Raw genomic sequence first — 16793 nt, forward strand, 5'->3', positions numbered from 1 at the left:
GATGTCGAGGTCGCGATCGGCGGTCTGGATACGCAGATCGATGCCCGGCAGCTCGTCGCGGAATTGCTGCAGGCGCGGCATCATCCAGAACGAGCCGAAGGCGGTCGACGCGGCCAGCGTAACATGGCCCCCGGTCGCCTGCAGGCGCAGGTCCTCCGCCGATTTGCGGATATGCGACAGGCCGAGCGAGACGTCGGCGTGGAAGCGCTCGCCGGCCTCCGTCAGGACAACCTGGCGGTGGCGGCGCTGGAAAAGCTTGGCGCCGAGCTGTTCCTCCAGCCCGCGCACGGCATAGGACACGGCGGCCTGCGTCATGCCGAGCTCGCGCCCGGCGGCGGTGAAGCTCGACAGCCGGCCGGCCGCCTCGAAGACGATCAGGCTGCCGGCGGAGGGCAGCAAGTGGCGCAGGCTTCGCATAAGCAGAGTTTATACAAGCGATCAGGATTTTCCAGCGTCACAGCCATATTTTGGCCCGCTAAATTGACGGGCTATTGGAGGATAAATTGCCATGAATGCACCGGCCGTTGCAGTGACCGAACATGCTAACCGCAGAAGCGGCGGCCGCCTGGGGCGCAAGGCGATGCGGGGCGCCCCCATAGCCTCGTTTCCGACGCTGGTGCGCCAGATCCCCGCCTATCAGATGGTTCCCGACGAGGCGGTGGAATTGATCCACCAGGAGTCGCTCGCGATCCTCGAAGAGGTGGGCTGTGAGTTCCGCGACGACGAGGCGATCGCCCTGTGGAAGGCCGCGGGGGCCGATGTCTCGGAAACACGCGTCCGTATCGACCGTGCGCTGTTGATGGAGCTGGTTTCCAAGGTCCCATCGGAATTCACCCTCAACGCCCGCAACCCCGAGCGCACCGTTCGCGTTGGCGGCAAGAATTCCATCTTCGTGCCGATGTATGGCGCGCCCTATGTGCGTGACCTCGACAACAACAGGCGCTACGGCTCGCTCGCCGACCTCAACAATTTCCACAAGCTCGCCTACATGGCGCCGGCGTTGCACTCGTCGAGCTCGGTCATCTGCGAGCCGATGGAAATTGCGGTCCCGAAGCGTCACCTCCACATCATCCATTCGGCCCTGAAGCACTCCGACAAGCCTTTCATGGGCATCGTGACGTCGAAGGAACGCGCCGAAGACACGATGGCGATGGCCGGCATCGTCTTCGGCGAGGACTATGTGCGCGACAATTCGGTCCTTGTCTCGATCACCAACTGTAACTCGCCGCTGGTGTGGGACGCCACCATGCTGGACGCGATGAAGGTCTATGCGCGCAGTAACCAGCCGCTGATCCTGGCGCCCTTCGCTCTGTGCGGCGCCTCGACCTCGGCCTCCGCCGTCGGCGCGGTGGCGCAGGTCAATGCGGAAGCGCTGGCCGGCGTCGCCTTCACCCAGCTGCTGCGTCCGGGCTCGCCGCAGATCTACGGCCAGTTCATGGTGACGGTGGACATGAAGACCGGAGCGCCGATGGGCGGCACGCCGGAGGCGGCGCAGATGATGTATCTGATGGGCGCGCTGGCCAGGAAATATAAACTGCCGTGGCGTACCTCGGGCTTCCATGTCGGCTCCAAATTGAACGACGCCCAGGCCGGCTACGAGGCGAACATGCTGATGCATGCCGCCATCCTCGCCGGCGCCAACTACATCTGGCATTCGGCCGGATGGCTGGAGGCGGGGCTGACCTGCGGCTATTCGAAATTCGCCACCGACTGCGAGCAGCTTGTCGGCTGGTACAAATATGCCGGCGGCCTTCCCTTCGACGATTTCAAGGAAGCGATGGCGGCGATCCGCGAGGTGGGGCCGCAGGGCCATTTCCTCGGCACCCAGCACACGCTCGAACATTTCGAGTCCGCTTTCTTCATGCCCTCGATCATGGACTTCAATTCGTACGAGCAATGGAACGCCGAAGGCGCGAAGGACCACGACACGCGCGGCCGTGAGAAGGCGCGCAACATGCTGGCCGACTATGAGGAGCCGAAGCTCGACGAGGGCATCGCCGAGGGTCTCAAGGATTTGATCGCGCGGCGTGAGGAAAAACTGCCGGACAGCGTTAGTTAGTAAGACAGGCGAAGAACCTGACGAACCATAAGGGAGGAAAACATGACGCTCTTCAGAAGCAATGGCGACCGCGTGCCGGGCGCTATCGAGGCAATGGCAGAAGAAACGCGGGCGGGCCGCATGGACAGGCGTGAATTCCTGGCCCTGGCCAGCGCCTTCGGCGCGTCGACGGCGTTCGCCTATGGCATGATCGGCCTTGCCGCGCCGACAAAAGCACTGGCCGACGAGCCCAAGAAAGGCGGCACGCTGCACGTCTCGATGTCGGTCAAGGCGCAGAAGGATCCGCGCACCTATGACTGGACCGAGATGGCGAACGTCACCCGTTGCTGGCTGGAGCCGCTCGTCCGCTACACGCACCAGTTCACCTTCGAGCCGGTGCTGCTGGAGAGCTGGGACATCAACGACGACGCCACCGAATACACGCTGCACCTGCGCAAGGGCGTCACCTGGAACAATGGCGATGCCTTCAACGCCGATGACGTGGTCTTCAACCTGAATCGCTGGTGCGAGAAGGGGGCGTCCGGCAATTCCATGGCCGCCCGCGTCGGCGCGTTGGTCGACGCCAAGACCGGTAAGGCAAGGGATGGCGCAATCACCAAGGTCGATGACCATACGGTCAAGCTGAAGCTCAGCGAAGCCGATATCGCGATCATACCGGGCTTCACCGACTATCCGGCGCTGGTCGTGCATCGCGACTTCGACAAGGATGGCGCCGACCCAATCAAGAAGCCGATCGGCACCGGAGCGTTCGAGCTGGTATCCTACGATGTCGGCCAGAAGGCGGTCGTCAAGCGTCGCGAGAACGGCAAGTGGTGGGGAGGCGAAACGCCGCTCGACGGTGTCGAGTTCATCGACTACGGCACTGACTTCAACGCCACGCTGAATGCCTTCGATTCCGGCGAGATCGACCTCGATTTCGAAACGCCGGCCGACTTCATCGACGCCCTCGACAAGATGGATCTGGTGAAATCGGAGGTCGCGACGGCGACCACGCTCGTTGCCCGCACCAACATCACCCACAAGCCCTATGACGATCAGCGGGTGCGCAACGCGCTGCAGATGGCCGTCGACAACGATGCCGTCATGCAGCTCGGCTATGCCGGGCGCGGCACGGTCGGCGAGAACCACCACGTCAGCCCGATCCATCCCGAATACTATCCGCTGCCCAAGAAGGCACGCGATGCCGCCGCAGCCAAGAAGCTGATGGCCGATGCCGGGCAGGCCGACTTCGAGCATGAGCTGATCACCGTCGAGGACGAATGGCAGAAGAACACCGGCGATGCGATTGCCGGCCAGTTGCGCGATGCCGGCATCAAGGTGAAGCGTACGGTGCTGCCGGGCTCGACCTTCTGGAACGACTGGACGAAGTATCCTTATTCGATGACCATCTGGTACATGCGTCCGCTCGGCGTGCAGGTACTGGCGCTCGGCTATCGCTCGGGCGAGGCCTGGAATGAGACGGCGTTCGCGAACCCGGATTTCGACACCAAACTCAAGGAGGCGCTCTCGCTGGCCGATCCCGCCAAGCGCAAGGAGGTCATGAAGGACGTCGAGCAGATCCTGCAGGATTCCGGCGTCATCATCCAGCCGTTCTGGCAGAAGCTCTACTGTCACATGAGCAAGAAGGTGAAGAACTATTCAATGCACCAGACCTACGAAATGGATTTCCAAAACGTCTGGCTGGACGCCTGAAATAACTCCCGAGACTTGCAAGCAACTGCCGCCGGCACCTCTGACAAAGGTGCCGGCGGTCCGTAAATCACTCATGAGCAATTGGCGCCGAGAAAAAATGTCCGACGACGAGATCATCCTTTCCGAGCTTTCCGACGACGAGCTCGTGCAGCAGATGCACGACGACCTTTATGACGGGCTGAAGGAAGAGATCGAGGAAGGCACGCATATCCTTCTCGAGCGCGGCTGGGCACCCTACAAGGTGCTGACCGAGGCGCTGGTCGAAGGCATGCGCATCGTCGGCGAGGATTTTCGCGACGGCATCCTGTTCGTGCCGGAAGTGCTGTTGTCGGCCAACGCCATGAAGGCCGGCATGGCCATCCTGCGCCCGCTGCTTGCCGCCACCGGCGCGCCCAAGCAGGGCAAGATGGTGATCGGCACCGTCAAGGGCGACATCCACGACATCGGCAAGAACCTCGTCGGCATGATGATGGAGGGCGCCGGCTTCGACGTCATCGACCTCGGCATCAACAATGCGGTCGAGAAGTATCTGGAGGCGATCGAGCAGCACCAGCCCGACATCATCGGCATGTCGGCGCTGCTGACCACCACCATGCCCTACATGAAGGTCGTCATCGACACGATGAAGGAAAAGGGCATCCGCGACGACTATGTCGTGCTGGTCGGCGGCGCGCCGCTCAACGAGGAGTTCGGCAAGGCTGTCGGCGCCGACGCCTACTGCCGCGACGCGGCGGTCGCGGTCGAGACCGCCAAGGACTTCATGAAGCGCAAGCACAATGTGCGGGCTTGACCACGGCAAATGCGATCCAGGTTTGTGACCGGGAGCGCCGTCATGCACCGGGATAGCAAGATGGCCAGAATCGCTGGGCTCGAAGGGGGCTAAGGTCCGCATGCGCATCGAGTCGATCAAAGTCTATCAGGTGCTTCTGCCCATCAAAGGCGGTGCCTACCGGATGGCCAGCGATACCGTGCGGAATCTGGACAGCACGCTCGTTGAAGTCACCACCGAGGACGGACTGTCAGGCTGGGGCGAGACTTGCCCGGTCGGCCCTGTCTATCAGCCTCAACATGCTCTGGGGGCGAGAGCGGCAATCGCCGAAATGGCGCCCGGGCTCGTCGGCGAGGACACGACGTCCATGCGCCGCCTTGCGAAAAGAATGGACGAGCGGCTGAACGGCCACAACTATGCCAAGGCAGCTTTGGACATAGCTTTCCTGGACCTCGCCGGCCAGCGGCTGGGCGTACCGGTTTCAACGCTTCTGGGCGGCGCGCTGACCGACCGTGTGCCGTCCTACTACTCGACTGTCGTCGGGGCACCGGACGAGACCGCGCGTATCGCCATCGACAAGGTCAAGGCCGGATACAGGCGGCTTCAGGTCAAGATCGGCGGACGGGATCTCGAACAAGACGTCGCCACCGTGCACAAGGTATGGGAAGCCGTTGGCTTCAAGGCCCGGATGGCCGTCGACGCCAATCGTGGCCTCACCACCGCGGCGGCGCTGCACATCGATCGGCTTTGCCAGGCAATACCGTTCGTGTTCGAACAACCCTGCAACACGATGGAGGAAGTCGCGAGCCTCAAGGGACGCGTGACCCATCCGGTCTACCTCGATGAGAATACCGAGGATTTGAATGCCGTCCTGCGGGCAGTCTCTTCAGGCATCGCGGACGGATTCGGATTGAAGGTCACCCGCCTTGGCGGTCTCACCAAGATGGTCACGGTCCGCGACCTGTGCGCGATACGATCGCTTCCGCACAGCTGCGACGATGCCTGGGGTGGTGACATCATCGCCGCGGCATGCGTACACCTCGCCGCGACCGTCGAGCCGAGACGTTTTGAGGGGGCCTGGATCGCGCAGGAATACATCGAAGGGCATACGGATCCCGTAAACCCCGTCGTTATCGAAAACGGGCATATACGCGTCCCCCAGATACCGGGGCTCGGTATCAAGCCTGAGCGATCCCAACTCAAAACGCCTGTCGCGACTTTCGGAGGCTGAGGGGTCGCGCCGCAGCATTGCAGAGAGAACGTTCATGAAGCGCAAGCGGAGCGCGCGCGGATCATAGCCGCTAGGCAATTTTCCGTCCTTCGTGGAACGCATAGGGCGCCTGGCGAGGGGCGACTCCGTCGCCGACTTCCATCACCGGCTGGGACGAACCCTCCAACTCCTTCGCCAGCCAATCCGTCGCCACGTTGGTCGTTGCGAGAACAAGACAAACGCCCTGGACGAAGCTCTCGTCACGGGTGTTGTGGTCGACGATGGTCACGCCGTCCCCATGCCACTCCAGGATGCTGACATCCACCAACCATTTGACGCCAAGCTGGCGCAGTGTCCGTCGCAGCGGGAAATCGGCGGCCGTCCGCTGCAGTTCCTTGCCAACCAGCGGATCGGGCGTGAGAATGGTCACCTGGTGGCCATCCTCGGCAAGTTTCCAGGCCGTGCCGCAGCCGCGCCAGCCGCCGCCTTCATCGAGCAGAAGCACATGCCTGCCTGGGCTCGCATGACGGGCCATGACGGATTCGATCGAGAAGACGTTGCCCTTCTCTATGCCTGGCAGGCTAGGCATTGCCGGCAGCTTTGACATCGTATCTCCTCAGCGATCGGTTGACGGCGTTACCCGCCTGGTGCGGCGGTCAGGAGGCTTGGCCCATACTCACAGATTTCTGAAGCGCGGCAGCGAGGCCGTCTCGCACGGCTGCTTCAAACCCAGATGCGCGCATTGCCTCGATTGCCGCCGCGGTGGTGCCACGGTAGTCGAGGAAGGTCTGGACAATGTCGTTGGGATTTTCTCCCCGCGCCTCGAGCAGCTTTCCAGTTCCAATCAGGACCGCGCTGACGCTCCTGCGGGCCATGTCCGGGCTCATTCCTCGGCCGACGGCATCGTCCATCATTGCCGCCGCCAAAAGCGCCGGAAACGCCGGGCCGGATCCTGTGAGGCCCGTCAGGTAGTCGATATCTGCTTCGCTTTTGACTTCATCGGCAGCGCCACAGGCCGCTAGAATTTGACGAACCAGATTGCGATCATCCGGGGTGATGCCCTCAGAGTCTATCCAGGGAGTATAGGAATTGCGCACCTCCGCCACCGCGTTCGGAAGCGTGCGGACGATACGATCGGTCTTGAGACGTGACGCCAATTGGTCGATGGGAATCCCGGCCATGACCGACATGGCGAGCTTGCCATGCGCAGAAATGTCGATGGCAGGCCAATCCTGGGGGCGGACCGATACGATGATAACCTCGGATCGATCCACCAGTTCCTGATTGTCCCTCGTCCATGTAGCATTTGGCAGAAAGCCGGATTGCCCGCTTCTATAAGACAGCGTGAGGTGCTCGGCGGCGACTATTTGGGCATCGATGATGGCCTCGACGATGGCGCGCCCAAGCCAGCCGCCTCCACCGATTATTCCGATCCTCACGGGCTCGCCCATTGTCGAAGCTCTTCCTCAATCCGCCGAATAGCCATGCCTGGCGAAGAACCGGTCCAACTCGCGCTTGTGCGGGGCCTGGCCTGTAAAAATTTCGACGTAGCCGGGGATGCGCTTCATCCGGATCGCGAGATCCTCCTTGGTCTGCATCGAGATGTAGCCGATCTGCACGAGGTAGATGGTGCGCGCTCGGACGTCGGCTGAGCTTTCCTCGTGGCCGAAGCGGACGAACATCTGGCTCATTGCGTCGAGACGCGTCTGGTCGGCTTTGTGTACCTCTGCCAGAATCTCAGGCGACTGAAGCGCCCAGCTTCTGACCGCGAACTCGAACTGGGCATCGAACAGGGACTTGTCGAGCCAGCAGTCGAAGACGTTCAGCATCGCTTCGGCGATCGTCTCGGCATATGCCTCAGCCTGCTTGACGAGGTTGCCGGTGTTCTTGTCCCGCCAACGGGTCACGAGGGCAGCCAGCAGTTCTTCTCGGTCCTTGAAGAACCAATAGAAGCTGGTGCGCGACAGGCCCAGCTTCTTGGCAAGCGGCGAAATTCGCACCGTATCGACGCCGGATTCCAGAAGCAGGTCGTAGGCGGCTCCAAGCCACCCCTCCGGCGATCCGCGCCAACCGCTATCGTTCGAAATCTGCTCCATGAGCGTCCTGCCTATCAAAATGTCGGAATGAAAACCAGCAAAATGTACACTTATGTCGATTTAGTCGACCTGACAGAACTCAAACTTGACATATCTGTACATTTTCGAATAGCGTCGCATGTGCCCCCAGCCGGAGTCCGTCAGATGTCGAACGATCCCCTTCTGCAGCCTTACAAGCTCAAGCATTTGACCCTTCGCAATCGCATCATCGTGACGTCCCACGAGCCGGCTTATCCGGAGGATGGGATGCCGAAGCAGCGCTATCTTGCTTACACGGTGGAAAGGGCCAGGGGCGGTGTGGCGATGACGATGACGGCGGGGTCTGCGGCGGTTTCGAAGGACAGTCCTCCGGTTTTCAATAACCTGCTCGCCTACAAGGACGAGATCGTGCCGTGGATCAGGAAAATGACCGATGCGGTCCACGAAGAGGGCGCCGCCATCATGATCCAACTGACCCATCTTGGACGGCGCACACGTTGGGACAAAGGCGATTGGCTTCCCGTCGTGGCTCCGTCCCATCAGCGTGAAGCCTCACACCGCGCCTTTCCCAAGAAGATTGAAGACTGGGATATCGAGCGCATCATCAAGGACTTCGCGGATGCCGCCGAGCGAATGAAGGCAGGCGGGATGGATGGCGTCGAGCTCGAGGCTTACGGCCACTTGCTCGATCAGTTCACGTCTCCACTGACGAACGATCTTGACGGTCCTTACGGCGGTTCGCTCGACAACCGCATGCGCTTCTGCATGGATGTCTTGAAGGCGATCCGCGCTCGGGTTGGCGAGGATTTCATCCTGGGCGTTCGATATACCGCGGATGAATGTCTCCCCGGCGGCACCGGCAAGGCGGAGGGTTTTGAAATCTCCAGACGCCTCAAGGAAAGCGGACTTATCGACTACCTCAACGTGATCCGCGGCCACATCGACACCGACGCCGGCCTGACGGACGTCATCCCAATTCAGGGAATGACGAACTCGCCGCACCTTGATTTTGCGGGCGAGATTCGCGCTGCGACCAACTTCCCGACCTTTCACGCGGCGAAAATACCGGATGTGGCGACTGCGCGCCACGCGATCGCGTCGGGCAAGGTGGACATGATCGGCATGACGCGCGCTCATATGACCGACCCGCACATCGTGCGCAAGATCATCGAAAAGCGCGAAGACGAAATCAGGCCCTGCGTAGGCGCCAATTATTGCCTCGACCGTATCTACCAGGGCGGAGCGGCATACTGCATTCATAACGCGGCGACCGGTCGCGAGGTGACCATGCCGCACATCGTCGCCAAGGCCGCGACCCGCAAGAAAGTTGTCGTCGTCGGCGCCGGTCCGGCTGGCCTCGAGGCCGCGCGCGTTGTCGGCGAGCGGGGACATGAGGTGGTGGTCTTCGAGGCCGCAAGCGGTCCGGGAGGGCAGATCCGCCTGACGGCGCAGAGCCCGCGTCGCACGGAGATGATGAGCATCATCGAATGGCGAATGGCTCAGTGCGAAAAGCACGGAGTGTCCATCCAGTTCAATACCTGGGCGGAAGCCGAAACCATCGAGGCTGAAAATCCGGACGTCGTCATCATTGCCACCGGCGGAGTGGCGCACACCGATGTCCTATCCAAGGGCAACGAGTTCGTGGTGTCTTCATGGGACATCATCTCCGGCGACGCGAAGCCGGGGACCAATGTCCTCATCTTCGACGATGCGGGTGACCACGCGGCACTCCAGGCTGCCGAATTCCTCGCGGGCGCCGGAGCGAAGGTCGAGATCATGACACCGGACCGGTCCTTCTCACCCGAGGTCATGGCTATGAATCTCGTGCCTTACATGAGATCTCTTCAAAAACTCGATGTGACCTTCACGGTTACCTATCGGCTCGAGTCTGTTGAAAAGAACGGTAACCAGCTCATTGCACATGTCGGCAGCGACTACGGCGGCGTCTCCAAACAGCGCATCGTGGACCAGGTTGTCGTCAATCACGGCACCATTCCGCTCGACGACATCTATTTCGAACTGAAACCGAAATCGACCAATCACGGCGAGGTTTCGCACGACGAGCTCATCGCCGGGCAACCGCAGTCGGTGGTGCGCAATCCGGAGGGTCAGTTCCAGCTCTTCCGCATCGGAGACGCGGTCTCAGCGCGCAACACCCACGCCGCGATCTATGACGCGCTGCGCCTGGCGAAGGATATCTGATGGCTGGCAGCGGACGAACGCTCCGCTCATTCATATCAAGGGTTCAGCCATAACCAGATACAGGATTCGTGGTATTGAATGGTTCGCGCCACGAAAGCCTGGAGATTTTCGGATGAAACTGACTGCGCTTGCCGCCGCCCTCTCGATCGCAGTGCCTGCGGCCGCCCTGGCCGGGCCGGCTTCCAATGTCGTGAAGTTCTTCTATGTGCCTGAGGTCAGGTTCGAGGGCGACGAGCAGTATCGCGACCGTTTCACCGAGCCGGTCACCAAGCTGTTCGCCCTCAACGACCAGGCCGCCAAGAACAACCCGGACGAGGTCGCCTGCCTCGACTTCGATCCGGGCCTCGACGCGCAGGACTTCGACCAGAAAACCCTGTCGAAGACGCTGAAGCTTGCCGAGACCGTCAACGGCGATAGCGCCGAAGTGACGGCGACCTTCAGCCTTTTCCCGGAAGGCGATGATTCCAAACGTGAAATGGTCTGGTCGCTGAAGAAGGTCGACGGCAAGTGGAAGATAGCCGACATCGCCTCCAAGACCAGTGGCTGGACGCTGAGCGCGCTGGAATGCATGCCCGGCAAGGCGCCGGAGTGAAGCGATGGTTCGCCGTATTGCCCTGGCGCTTGCGACCATCTCGATGCTGGCGACTGGCTTGAGCGTCAGCGCCCAGGGCCTGTTCGGCGCGCCACCGGCAAATGCTCCGGCCGACAATGCGCCTTCCGACGACACATCGCCAGCACCCCCGGCGGCCGCATCGCCGCCAGCTGAAAGTGCGCCGGCAGCACCCGTGCTGCCGGGTTCGCCGACGGCGGTTGTAAAACCTTTCTACGAGCATCTCGGGCTGGAGCTCGATCCGGCTGAGCGCAAGAACTTCATCGATCCGGCCAGGACCGTGCTCGACAAGAGCGATGCGCTGCGCAAGTCGGGGCAGGGGGAGTGCCTCGATCCCAACATGGCGCTGGACAATGCCGACTACGACAAGCCCGCGATCGACGGCAGCCTCAAGACCATCGAGGCGGTCAAGGGTGACGACGCCAAGGTGGTCGTCGCCTTCGTCGTCGCCAACAATGCGCACCGGCTCGAATGGAAGCTCAGGAAGGTCGGCGGCGCCTGGAAGATATCGGACCTTCTGTCGGTCACCGGCGAATGGGCTCTCAGCCAATACCAGTGCGAATAGGCGATATCATCGAGCCTGCTCAGCCCCTGCCGCGATAGGGCGCGACGCCGGTGTCGGGCAGCCAGGCGTCCTTGGGCGGCGCGCCCGTCTGCCAGAACACGTCGATCGGGATGCCGCCGCGCGGGAACCAGTAGCCGCCGACGCGCAGCCAGAGCGGCTTGGTCGCCTCCACGATGCGGCGGCCGATCATGACCGTGCATTCCTCGTGGAAGGCGCCATGGTTGCGGAACGAGGTCATGAACAGCTTCAGCGATTTCGATTCCACCAGCGAGGCATCGGGCGCGTAGTCGATGACGATATGGGCGAAATCCGGCTGACCGGTGACCGGGCAGAGCGAGGTGAATTCCGGGCAGGTGAAGCGCACGATCGCCGGCGGCCCGTCACCGCGCGAAAACGGCACAGTCTCCAGCACCGCCTGTTCCGGGCTCTGTGGCGTCTCGACGTGCTTGCCGAGCTGGCTAAGGTTCTTGGTGTCGGTCATTGGGGGCTCCTTGCTGCCGCCGGATGCTCCGGAGGCGCAAACAAAAACGGAAATAGCGCCGCGGTCCCTCGGACGCGGCGGATTTGCGCCGCTCATTAGCACCGGACTGAAAGCCGCGCAGCGGTTTTCGGACCAATCCGATGCGTGAAATGGAAGCGGGACGACGCTCCCCCGCGACTTGAATGCGCAGGAAGACAAAGACCAGCAGGGTCCGCTTCTCCATCCACGCCGCCATCAATGACGGCATACGATTCGGCTTGCGGATCTGACCGCGGCCGCCAAGTCGGCCTGACTGGACTTGGCCGGTCATATTTGCAATTTTCTGTCGCCGATCCGGGGGCGGCACAACCCGTGCCGAAGGGTCCGCACAGTCGGGGGCTTGCTTGACCGCACAAGACTTGTTCGTTCCGCGCCAGACCAATACGGCGCTTTACATGCAACTGCACGACGCCGGGCATGCGGTAGACGATATCCTTCGCGTCCAGAAGGCCTACCGCGTGGCTTGCGCGATGTTCAATGGCCGCTACCGCAAAACGGGGCGGCCCTTCATCTGCCATGCCGTCGGCGCCGCATCATCGGTTGCGCATTTCGACAAGGATCTGGATCTTGTTCTCGCGGCGATGTTCCACGCCTCCTATGACAGCGCCCAATATCCTGACGGCAAATCCAGTCGGCGCACCGAAACCCACCGCAAGTGGCTGGAGCAGAAGCTCGGACCCCGGGTAGAAGGTCTTGTCGCCAGGGTAGGGGCGATGAAGTTCGACACCGGAGACCCCGAGCGCCTTGTGGAGAAAGGCGTGCCAGCCGGCGATGAGGACATCCTTTTCCTTGTCCTTGCGCATGATGTCGACGATCTGGCGGATGGCGGGCTGGCATTCGCGCCCAAATATGGCCGGTCGATTGAATCGCGGGTTGCTGCCTGCGCCATTCTGGCCCGGCGCATCGGCCGCGAGAGCCTTGCGGCCACGATCGAAGCCTATGGCAGCCGCTACGGGGCGTTGGGGTGGGCGGCGGCACTCGAGGATACCAGGCTGGAAGGTTTTCGCATTGCGCCGAATGTGCGCAACTACCTCAAGCTGCGTCGGGACAAGTTGCGCGGAGGTAGGGTGGAGGTGCTTTGACGGCCGCGCCGCCAGCGCAATTCCAGGAAAAGTGCGTAGCGGTTTTCCGTCCGGAGTTGCGCCAAAACAAAGAGATAGAGCGGTTCTGCGTTTCCGTGAAACGATGAACCGCTCTAGCGAGGCACGCGCACCGGATCTTCGCAAGGAGAGCCACCTGCCGCGCCGGTCCGGTGCGCGCCACGCCCGACACCGCCTTGGCGCCGGCGCCGAGCGATTTTTCCGAGTTAGAACATCCTTGCGGTGGCCATGCACAGCACGGTGAGCACCAGCAGCCAGGCGGCGATGCGTTCGCCGTTGGCCATCTTCGCGCGCAGCATTGGTTCGGTGGCTGCATCGGCACCGGCAAGTTGGCTGCTCGGCCGGCGCACCATGGCGCCGAGGACGCCGGCGGCCGCGATGGCCGCCACGATGCCGATTGCCAGCACAATCTCCATCGAGCCGAAGCTGCCCTCGTGGAAGAAATACCAGAGCAGCGCGCCGGTCAGGAACACCATGCCCGATGCGCCGAGTTGCGGCCGGATGAAGCGCTCAGCCCTGATCTCGGGATCGCGGGCGAGCGTGATGGTGGTGCCGGCCCAGAACACGCCGGCCATGACATGAAGGCCGATGACGATGATGTAGACATATTGCATGACCGCATTCCTTCCTTCCCACCGCTGGCCAAATAGTTAGATATCAAATGATTTGATGTCAATCTATGATGGCACGTTCCAACGCCCAGCGCCTTGTTCTACTGTCGTATCATGACACCCTTTGACCGCCCGCCCGTCGGAATGAATCTGGCCCGCACCTCCAAGCTGGTGGCGCAAGCCTTCGACGCTGCGCTGGTGGAGGCTGGTGGCACGCTGCCGGTCTGGGTGACCTTACTTTCAGTCAAGTCGAAGGAACTCGCCAACCAGCGCGAGCTTGCCGGCATGATCGGCATCCAGGGCGCGACGCTGACCCATCATCTCAACGCCATGGAGGCGCAGGGGTTGCTGACGCGGCGACGCGATCCGCAAAACCGCCGGGTCCATCAGGTGGCGCTGACCGAGGCCGGCGAAGCGATGTTCGAGAAATTGCGATTGGCGGCCGTCGCCTTCGACAAGCGGTTGCGGGCGGGATTGCCGGACGACCGGCTGGCCGAATTCGCGGAGGTGCTTGCGGCGTTGCGGGCGAATGTGGGTGGCTGACGGAGCGCCGCCGCCTCACCCGTTACAGGCCGGCGATCGCGCCAAAGCGTAGCGGCGCAGCTTCAACGCGGTGATCAGCGCAGGAAGCCGGCATTTGCCGGCCCGCATCACTTGAATGTCAATGCACCTTCAGGCCAGGCTGCCCTGCAGCACCTTCAGCTTCGCCTTCTTCGGACTGCGCGCCGTCAGCCATTCGCGCGCCTTGTCTTGCGGCATCGGGAAGGCGATGGAATAGCCCTGCACCTGGTCGCAGCCGATCGCCATCAGCGAATCGAGCTCGGCTTCGGTCTCTGCACCTTCCGCCACGATCGAAATGCCCAGCCCTCGTGCAAGCTCGGTGATGGCGCGCACGATCTTGGAGTTGTCGCCGTTCTCGTTGATGTTCTGGACGAAGCGGCGGTCGATCTTCAGTCGGTCGATCTCGTTCGGGTTGACGTGGCTGAGCGAGGCATAGCCGGTGCCGAAATCGTCGAGCTCTAGATGGACGCCGGCCGCGCGGATCTGCCTGAGCTTGGCAGCGATGCCGGTCTTTTCATCGTCGAGGATGACCGACTCGACGATCTCCAGCGACAGTTTCTGCGGCGCCAGCCCAGCCTTTTCCAGCGTGCCGAACAGGAACCTGTCGAAGTCTGGCTCGCGCAGTTCGGTGCCGGAGACATTGACGGCGAGCCGCCCGAAATCGATGCCGGCCCGGTCCCACTCCGCCGCCTCATTGATCGCCTTGGTGATGACGATGCGGCCGATGTCCGGCATGAAGCCACATTTCTCGGCGACCGGAATGAACTCGCCCGGCGAGATCATGCCGCGTTCGGCGTGCTTCCAACGCACCAGCGCCTCGATGCCGCTGATCTTGCCGCTGGTGAGCGACACCTGTGGCTGGAAATAGACTTCGAACGTTTTGTCGGCGATGGCCGAGCGGATGTCTTGCTCGAGCTGCTTGCGGTAGTCGAGCTCGCGCCGCAGTTCCTCGGAGAAGAACGAGAAATTGCCGCCACCGAGCTTCTTGGCCGAGTAGAGCGCAAGATCGGCATGGACCAAAAGGTCCGCCGCATTGTCGGCGTCGACCGGGTAGACCGCGATGCCGGCACTAGCTCCCGGCAGAATGGTCGTGCCCTGGAAAGTGATCGGCTCGTTGATCTGCTCGAGGATGCGCCGGGCCAGCATGTTGATGTCCTCGGTGCCGCCGGCGCCGTTGAGGATCATCACGAATTCGTCGCCGCCGAGTCGGGCGCACAGGTCCGAGGCCCGGCAGGAGTCGCGCATGCGCTGAGCGGTGACGACCAGCACATAGTCGCCGGCAGCGTGGCCCAGCGTGTCGTTGATCTGCTTGAAACGGTCGAGGTCGAGCTGGATCACCGCCAGCCGCTCGCGCCGGCGATGCGCGCCCTTGATCAGCGTGTCGAAATGATCGGTGAGGAAGGTTCGGTTGTGGAGGCCCGTCAACCCGTCATGCACGGCGATGAAGGCCATCGAGTTGCGCGCGTCGACCAGCTCATGCGTCTTGCGCAGGATAGCCTTCGACATCGGCCGGAAGATGAACAGCGCCACCAGCACTATGACGCCGATGGTGGCGAAGAACAGGGTGCGGTGGAGATCGAGCAGCTGTCCCGAGCGCTCGTCGGCAAACGCGCTGATGCGCTGGCCGAGTGCGGCATAGCCCGACAGCGTGGCATTGGCCACGGAGGCGTCGAGATCGACGCGGTCGGCGCCGCCCTTGTAGCCGTCGAGGCCGGTCGTCAGCTTGGTCTCGAACGAGGAGATGAGGCGTTTGCCATTGGCGATCAGCCCGACGGAGAAGTAATCGAGATGGAACGGCTTGGCGAACAGCACGTTCTCGATCGACTTCGGATTGAAGCGCGCCGGCGACATCGGATCGGCTCCCGTCTTGTCCAGGAGCAAATCGTAATTCGTTTCGAATTCCGCGGTCGCCTGCTTGAGCGCGGCAACGAGGGCCGGCTGCTTGTCGCGCGAGGCCGCACCCGTCGCGCCGGCCAGGAAGACGATCCGCTGCGACAGCGCCTTCTGCGTGCTGACGATGTTGAGCAGCGTGTCATTGTTCTGCTGCGCCGCCATCATCTGCTGCAAGAGCACGAACGATCCCATCACCATGGCGGCGATGATCAACAGGGCCAGCCAGTAGCCGCTCTTGATCAGCAGTGTCAGCTTGCGCGAAACGCTTTGCACCGGCTGCTGCGACATGTGTGGGTGACCCCTCCCGCCGACGGATTCCCGCCCTCGTTTTCGTTATGCGAAGACCATTGACTTGAAAGGGTTAACAGGCAGGCAAGCAGCCCCGCCTGTTGCGCCCGCAGAGGGGGAAAGCTGCGGAAATGGTTATCATGTCCTTTCGCCGCAACCATGCATTTGAACGCATCGTCGAACGCGCCGCCAAAACGGGATGTCATCCAGCTTTCGCCGCACCACCGAAGCCGTCGCTTTTGCGGTGGATTTTTCAGCCACGCGGGGCGACAGTCCGCGTCAAACCGAACAGGGTTGGATCATGACCACAGCATTCCTTTCCCACATCGACAGCGAACTTGCGGGGCTGAAAACGGCCGGACTCTACAAGTCCGAGCGGGTGATCGCCTCGATGCAATCGGCCGAGATCGAGGTTGCCGGCCAAAAGGTGTTGAATTTCTGCGCCAACAACTATCTCGGTCTCGCCGACAGCGCCGAATTGCGCGACGCGGCAAAGCATGCGCTCGACCGCTACGGCTACGGCATGGCCTCGGTGCGCTTCATCTGCGGCACGCAGGAGGAGCACAAGCAGCTGGAGGCGACGATCTCGTCCTTCCTCGGCATGGACGACACCATCCTCTACGGCTCCTGCTTCGACG

General features: G+C 62.2%; 17 protein-coding genes. 10 read left to right on the forward strand and 7 right to left on the reverse strand.

Annotated elements, in window-relative coordinates; translation table 11 throughout:
- Window positions 1-417 (reverse strand): LysR family transcriptional regulator (locus EN745_RS13045; protein WP_127421436.1); only part of this gene is annotated, 417 nt, incomplete at its 3' end.
- A gap of 91 nt (window positions 418-508) precedes the next feature.
- On the opposite strand from EN745_RS13045, the gene EN745_RS13050 reads away from it, so the two are divergent.
- The 4 genes from EN745_RS13050 to EN745_RS13065 all read left to right on the forward strand — a co-directional run bounded on the left by EN745_RS13050 (window position 509) and on the right by EN745_RS13065 (window position 5751).
- Entirely contained in the window at window positions 509-2059 is a 1551-nt protein-coding gene (locus EN745_RS13050; RefSeq protein WP_127405734.1) for a trimethylamine methyltransferase family protein, read from the forward strand.
- 42 nt (window positions 2060-2101) lie between these two features.
- Window positions 2102-3751 (forward strand): ABC transporter substrate-binding protein, encoded by a 1650-nt coding sequence (locus tag EN745_RS13055; protein ID WP_127405733.1) that lies wholly within the window; start codon window positions 2102-2104, stop codon window positions 3749-3751.
- A gap of 97 nt (window positions 3752-3848) precedes the next feature.
- Window positions 3849-4541: a B12-binding domain-containing protein gene (locus EN745_RS13060; protein WP_126055063.1), complete on the forward strand. Its 693-nt coding sequence runs from the start codon at window positions 3849-3851 to the stop codon at window positions 4539-4541.
- Window positions 4542-4641: 100 nt separating this feature from the next.
- Window positions 4642-5751 (forward strand): mandelate racemase/muconate lactonizing enzyme family protein, encoded by a 1110-nt coding sequence (locus EN745_RS13065; RefSeq protein WP_126055062.1) that lies wholly within the window; start codon window positions 4642-4644, stop codon window positions 5749-5751.
- A 70-nt stretch (window positions 5752-5821) separates the two neighbouring features.
- Here the strand turns inward: EN745_RS13065 and EN745_RS13070 are convergent, their stop codons facing one another.
- Genes EN745_RS13070 through EN745_RS13080 form a run of 3 tightly spaced genes read right to left on the reverse strand, consistent with a single transcriptional unit; the run spans window position 5822 to window position 7826 of the window.
- Window positions 5822-6337: a hypothetical protein gene (locus EN745_RS13070; protein WP_189363033.1), complete on the reverse strand. Its 516-nt coding sequence runs from the start codon at window positions 6335-6337 to the stop codon at window positions 5822-5824.
- A gap of 49 nt (window positions 6338-6386) precedes the next feature.
- The gene (locus EN745_RS13075) at window positions 6387-7181 is read right to left on the reverse strand and encodes a pyrroline-5-carboxylate reductase dimerization domain-containing protein (RefSeq protein ID WP_127421437.1); all 795 of its coding nucleotides are present in this window, start codon (window positions 7179-7181) and stop codon (window positions 6387-6389) included.
- Between the two features lie 15 nt (window positions 7182-7196).
- Window positions 7197-7826, reverse strand: a complete 630-nt coding sequence (locus EN745_RS13080; protein WP_126055061.1) for a TetR/AcrR family transcriptional regulator — start codon at window positions 7824-7826, stop codon at window positions 7197-7199.
- 144 nt (window positions 7827-7970) lie between these two features.
- Here EN745_RS13080 and EN745_RS13085 point away from each other — a divergent pair, with 144 nt between their 5' ends.
- The 3 genes from EN745_RS13085 (at window position 7971) to EN745_RS13095 (ending at window position 11182) form a co-directional block, all read left to right on the forward strand.
- Entirely contained in the window at window positions 7971-10007 is a 2037-nt protein-coding gene (locus EN745_RS13085; RefSeq protein WP_127421438.1) for an NADH:flavin oxidoreductase, read from the forward strand.
- A gap of 112 nt (window positions 10008-10119) precedes the next feature.
- Window positions 10120-10599, forward strand: a complete 480-nt coding sequence (locus tag EN745_RS13090; protein ID WP_127421439.1) for a DUF3828 domain-containing protein — start codon at window positions 10120-10122, stop codon at window positions 10597-10599.
- 4 nt (window positions 10600-10603) lie between these two features.
- Complete coding sequence (locus EN745_RS13095) at window positions 10604-11182, forward strand: hypothetical protein (RefSeq protein WP_127399796.1); 579 nt, start codon at window positions 10604-10606, stop codon at window positions 11180-11182.
- A 19-nt stretch (window positions 11183-11201) separates the two neighbouring features.
- On the opposite strand, the gene queF is transcribed toward EN745_RS13095, so the two are convergent.
- The gene (gene queF / locus EN745_RS13100) at window positions 11202-11663 is read right to left on the reverse strand and encodes a preQ(1) synthase (protein WP_126055058.1); all 462 of its coding nucleotides are present in this window, start codon (window positions 11661-11663) and stop codon (window positions 11202-11204) included.
- 383 nt (window positions 11664-12046) lie between these two features.
- Here queF and EN745_RS13105 point away from each other — a divergent pair, with 383 nt between their 5' ends.
- Window positions 12047-12784 (forward strand): HD domain-containing protein, encoded by a 738-nt coding sequence (locus EN745_RS13105; RefSeq protein WP_126055057.1) that lies wholly within the window; start codon window positions 12047-12049, stop codon window positions 12782-12784.
- Between the two features lie 224 nt (window positions 12785-13008).
- Here the strand turns inward: EN745_RS13105 and EN745_RS13115 are convergent, their stop codons facing one another.
- On the reverse strand, window positions 13009-13416 hold the full coding sequence (locus tag EN745_RS13115) for a hypothetical protein (protein ID WP_126055056.1): 408 nt from the start codon (window positions 13414-13416) through the stop codon (window positions 13009-13011).
- Window positions 13417-13557: 141 nt separating this feature from the next.
- Between EN745_RS13115 and EN745_RS13120 the strand changes: the two genes are divergently transcribed.
- Window positions 13558-13956, forward strand: coding sequence for a MarR family winged helix-turn-helix transcriptional regulator (locus EN745_RS13120; RefSeq protein WP_245455480.1), 399 nt, complete (start codon window positions 13558-13560; stop codon window positions 13954-13956).
- Between the two features lie 129 nt (window positions 13957-14085).
- On the opposite strand, the gene EN745_RS13125 is transcribed toward EN745_RS13120, so the two are convergent.
- Entirely contained in the window at window positions 14086-16155 is a 2070-nt protein-coding gene (locus tag EN745_RS13125) for an EAL domain-containing protein (RefSeq protein ID WP_126055054.1), read from the reverse strand.
- Between the two features lie 301 nt (window positions 16156-16456).
- Here EN745_RS13125 and EN745_RS13130 point away from each other — a divergent pair.
- Window positions 16457-16793: aminotransferase class I/II-fold pyridoxal phosphate-dependent enzyme (locus EN745_RS13130; protein ID WP_127421441.1), on the forward strand; the 337-nt coding region annotated here is incomplete at its 3' end.

The organism is Mesorhizobium sp. M4A.F.Ca.ET.022.05.2.1 (assembly GCF_003998845.1).
Lineage (GTDB): Bacteria > Pseudomonadota > Alphaproteobacteria > Rhizobiales > Rhizobiaceae > Mesorhizobium.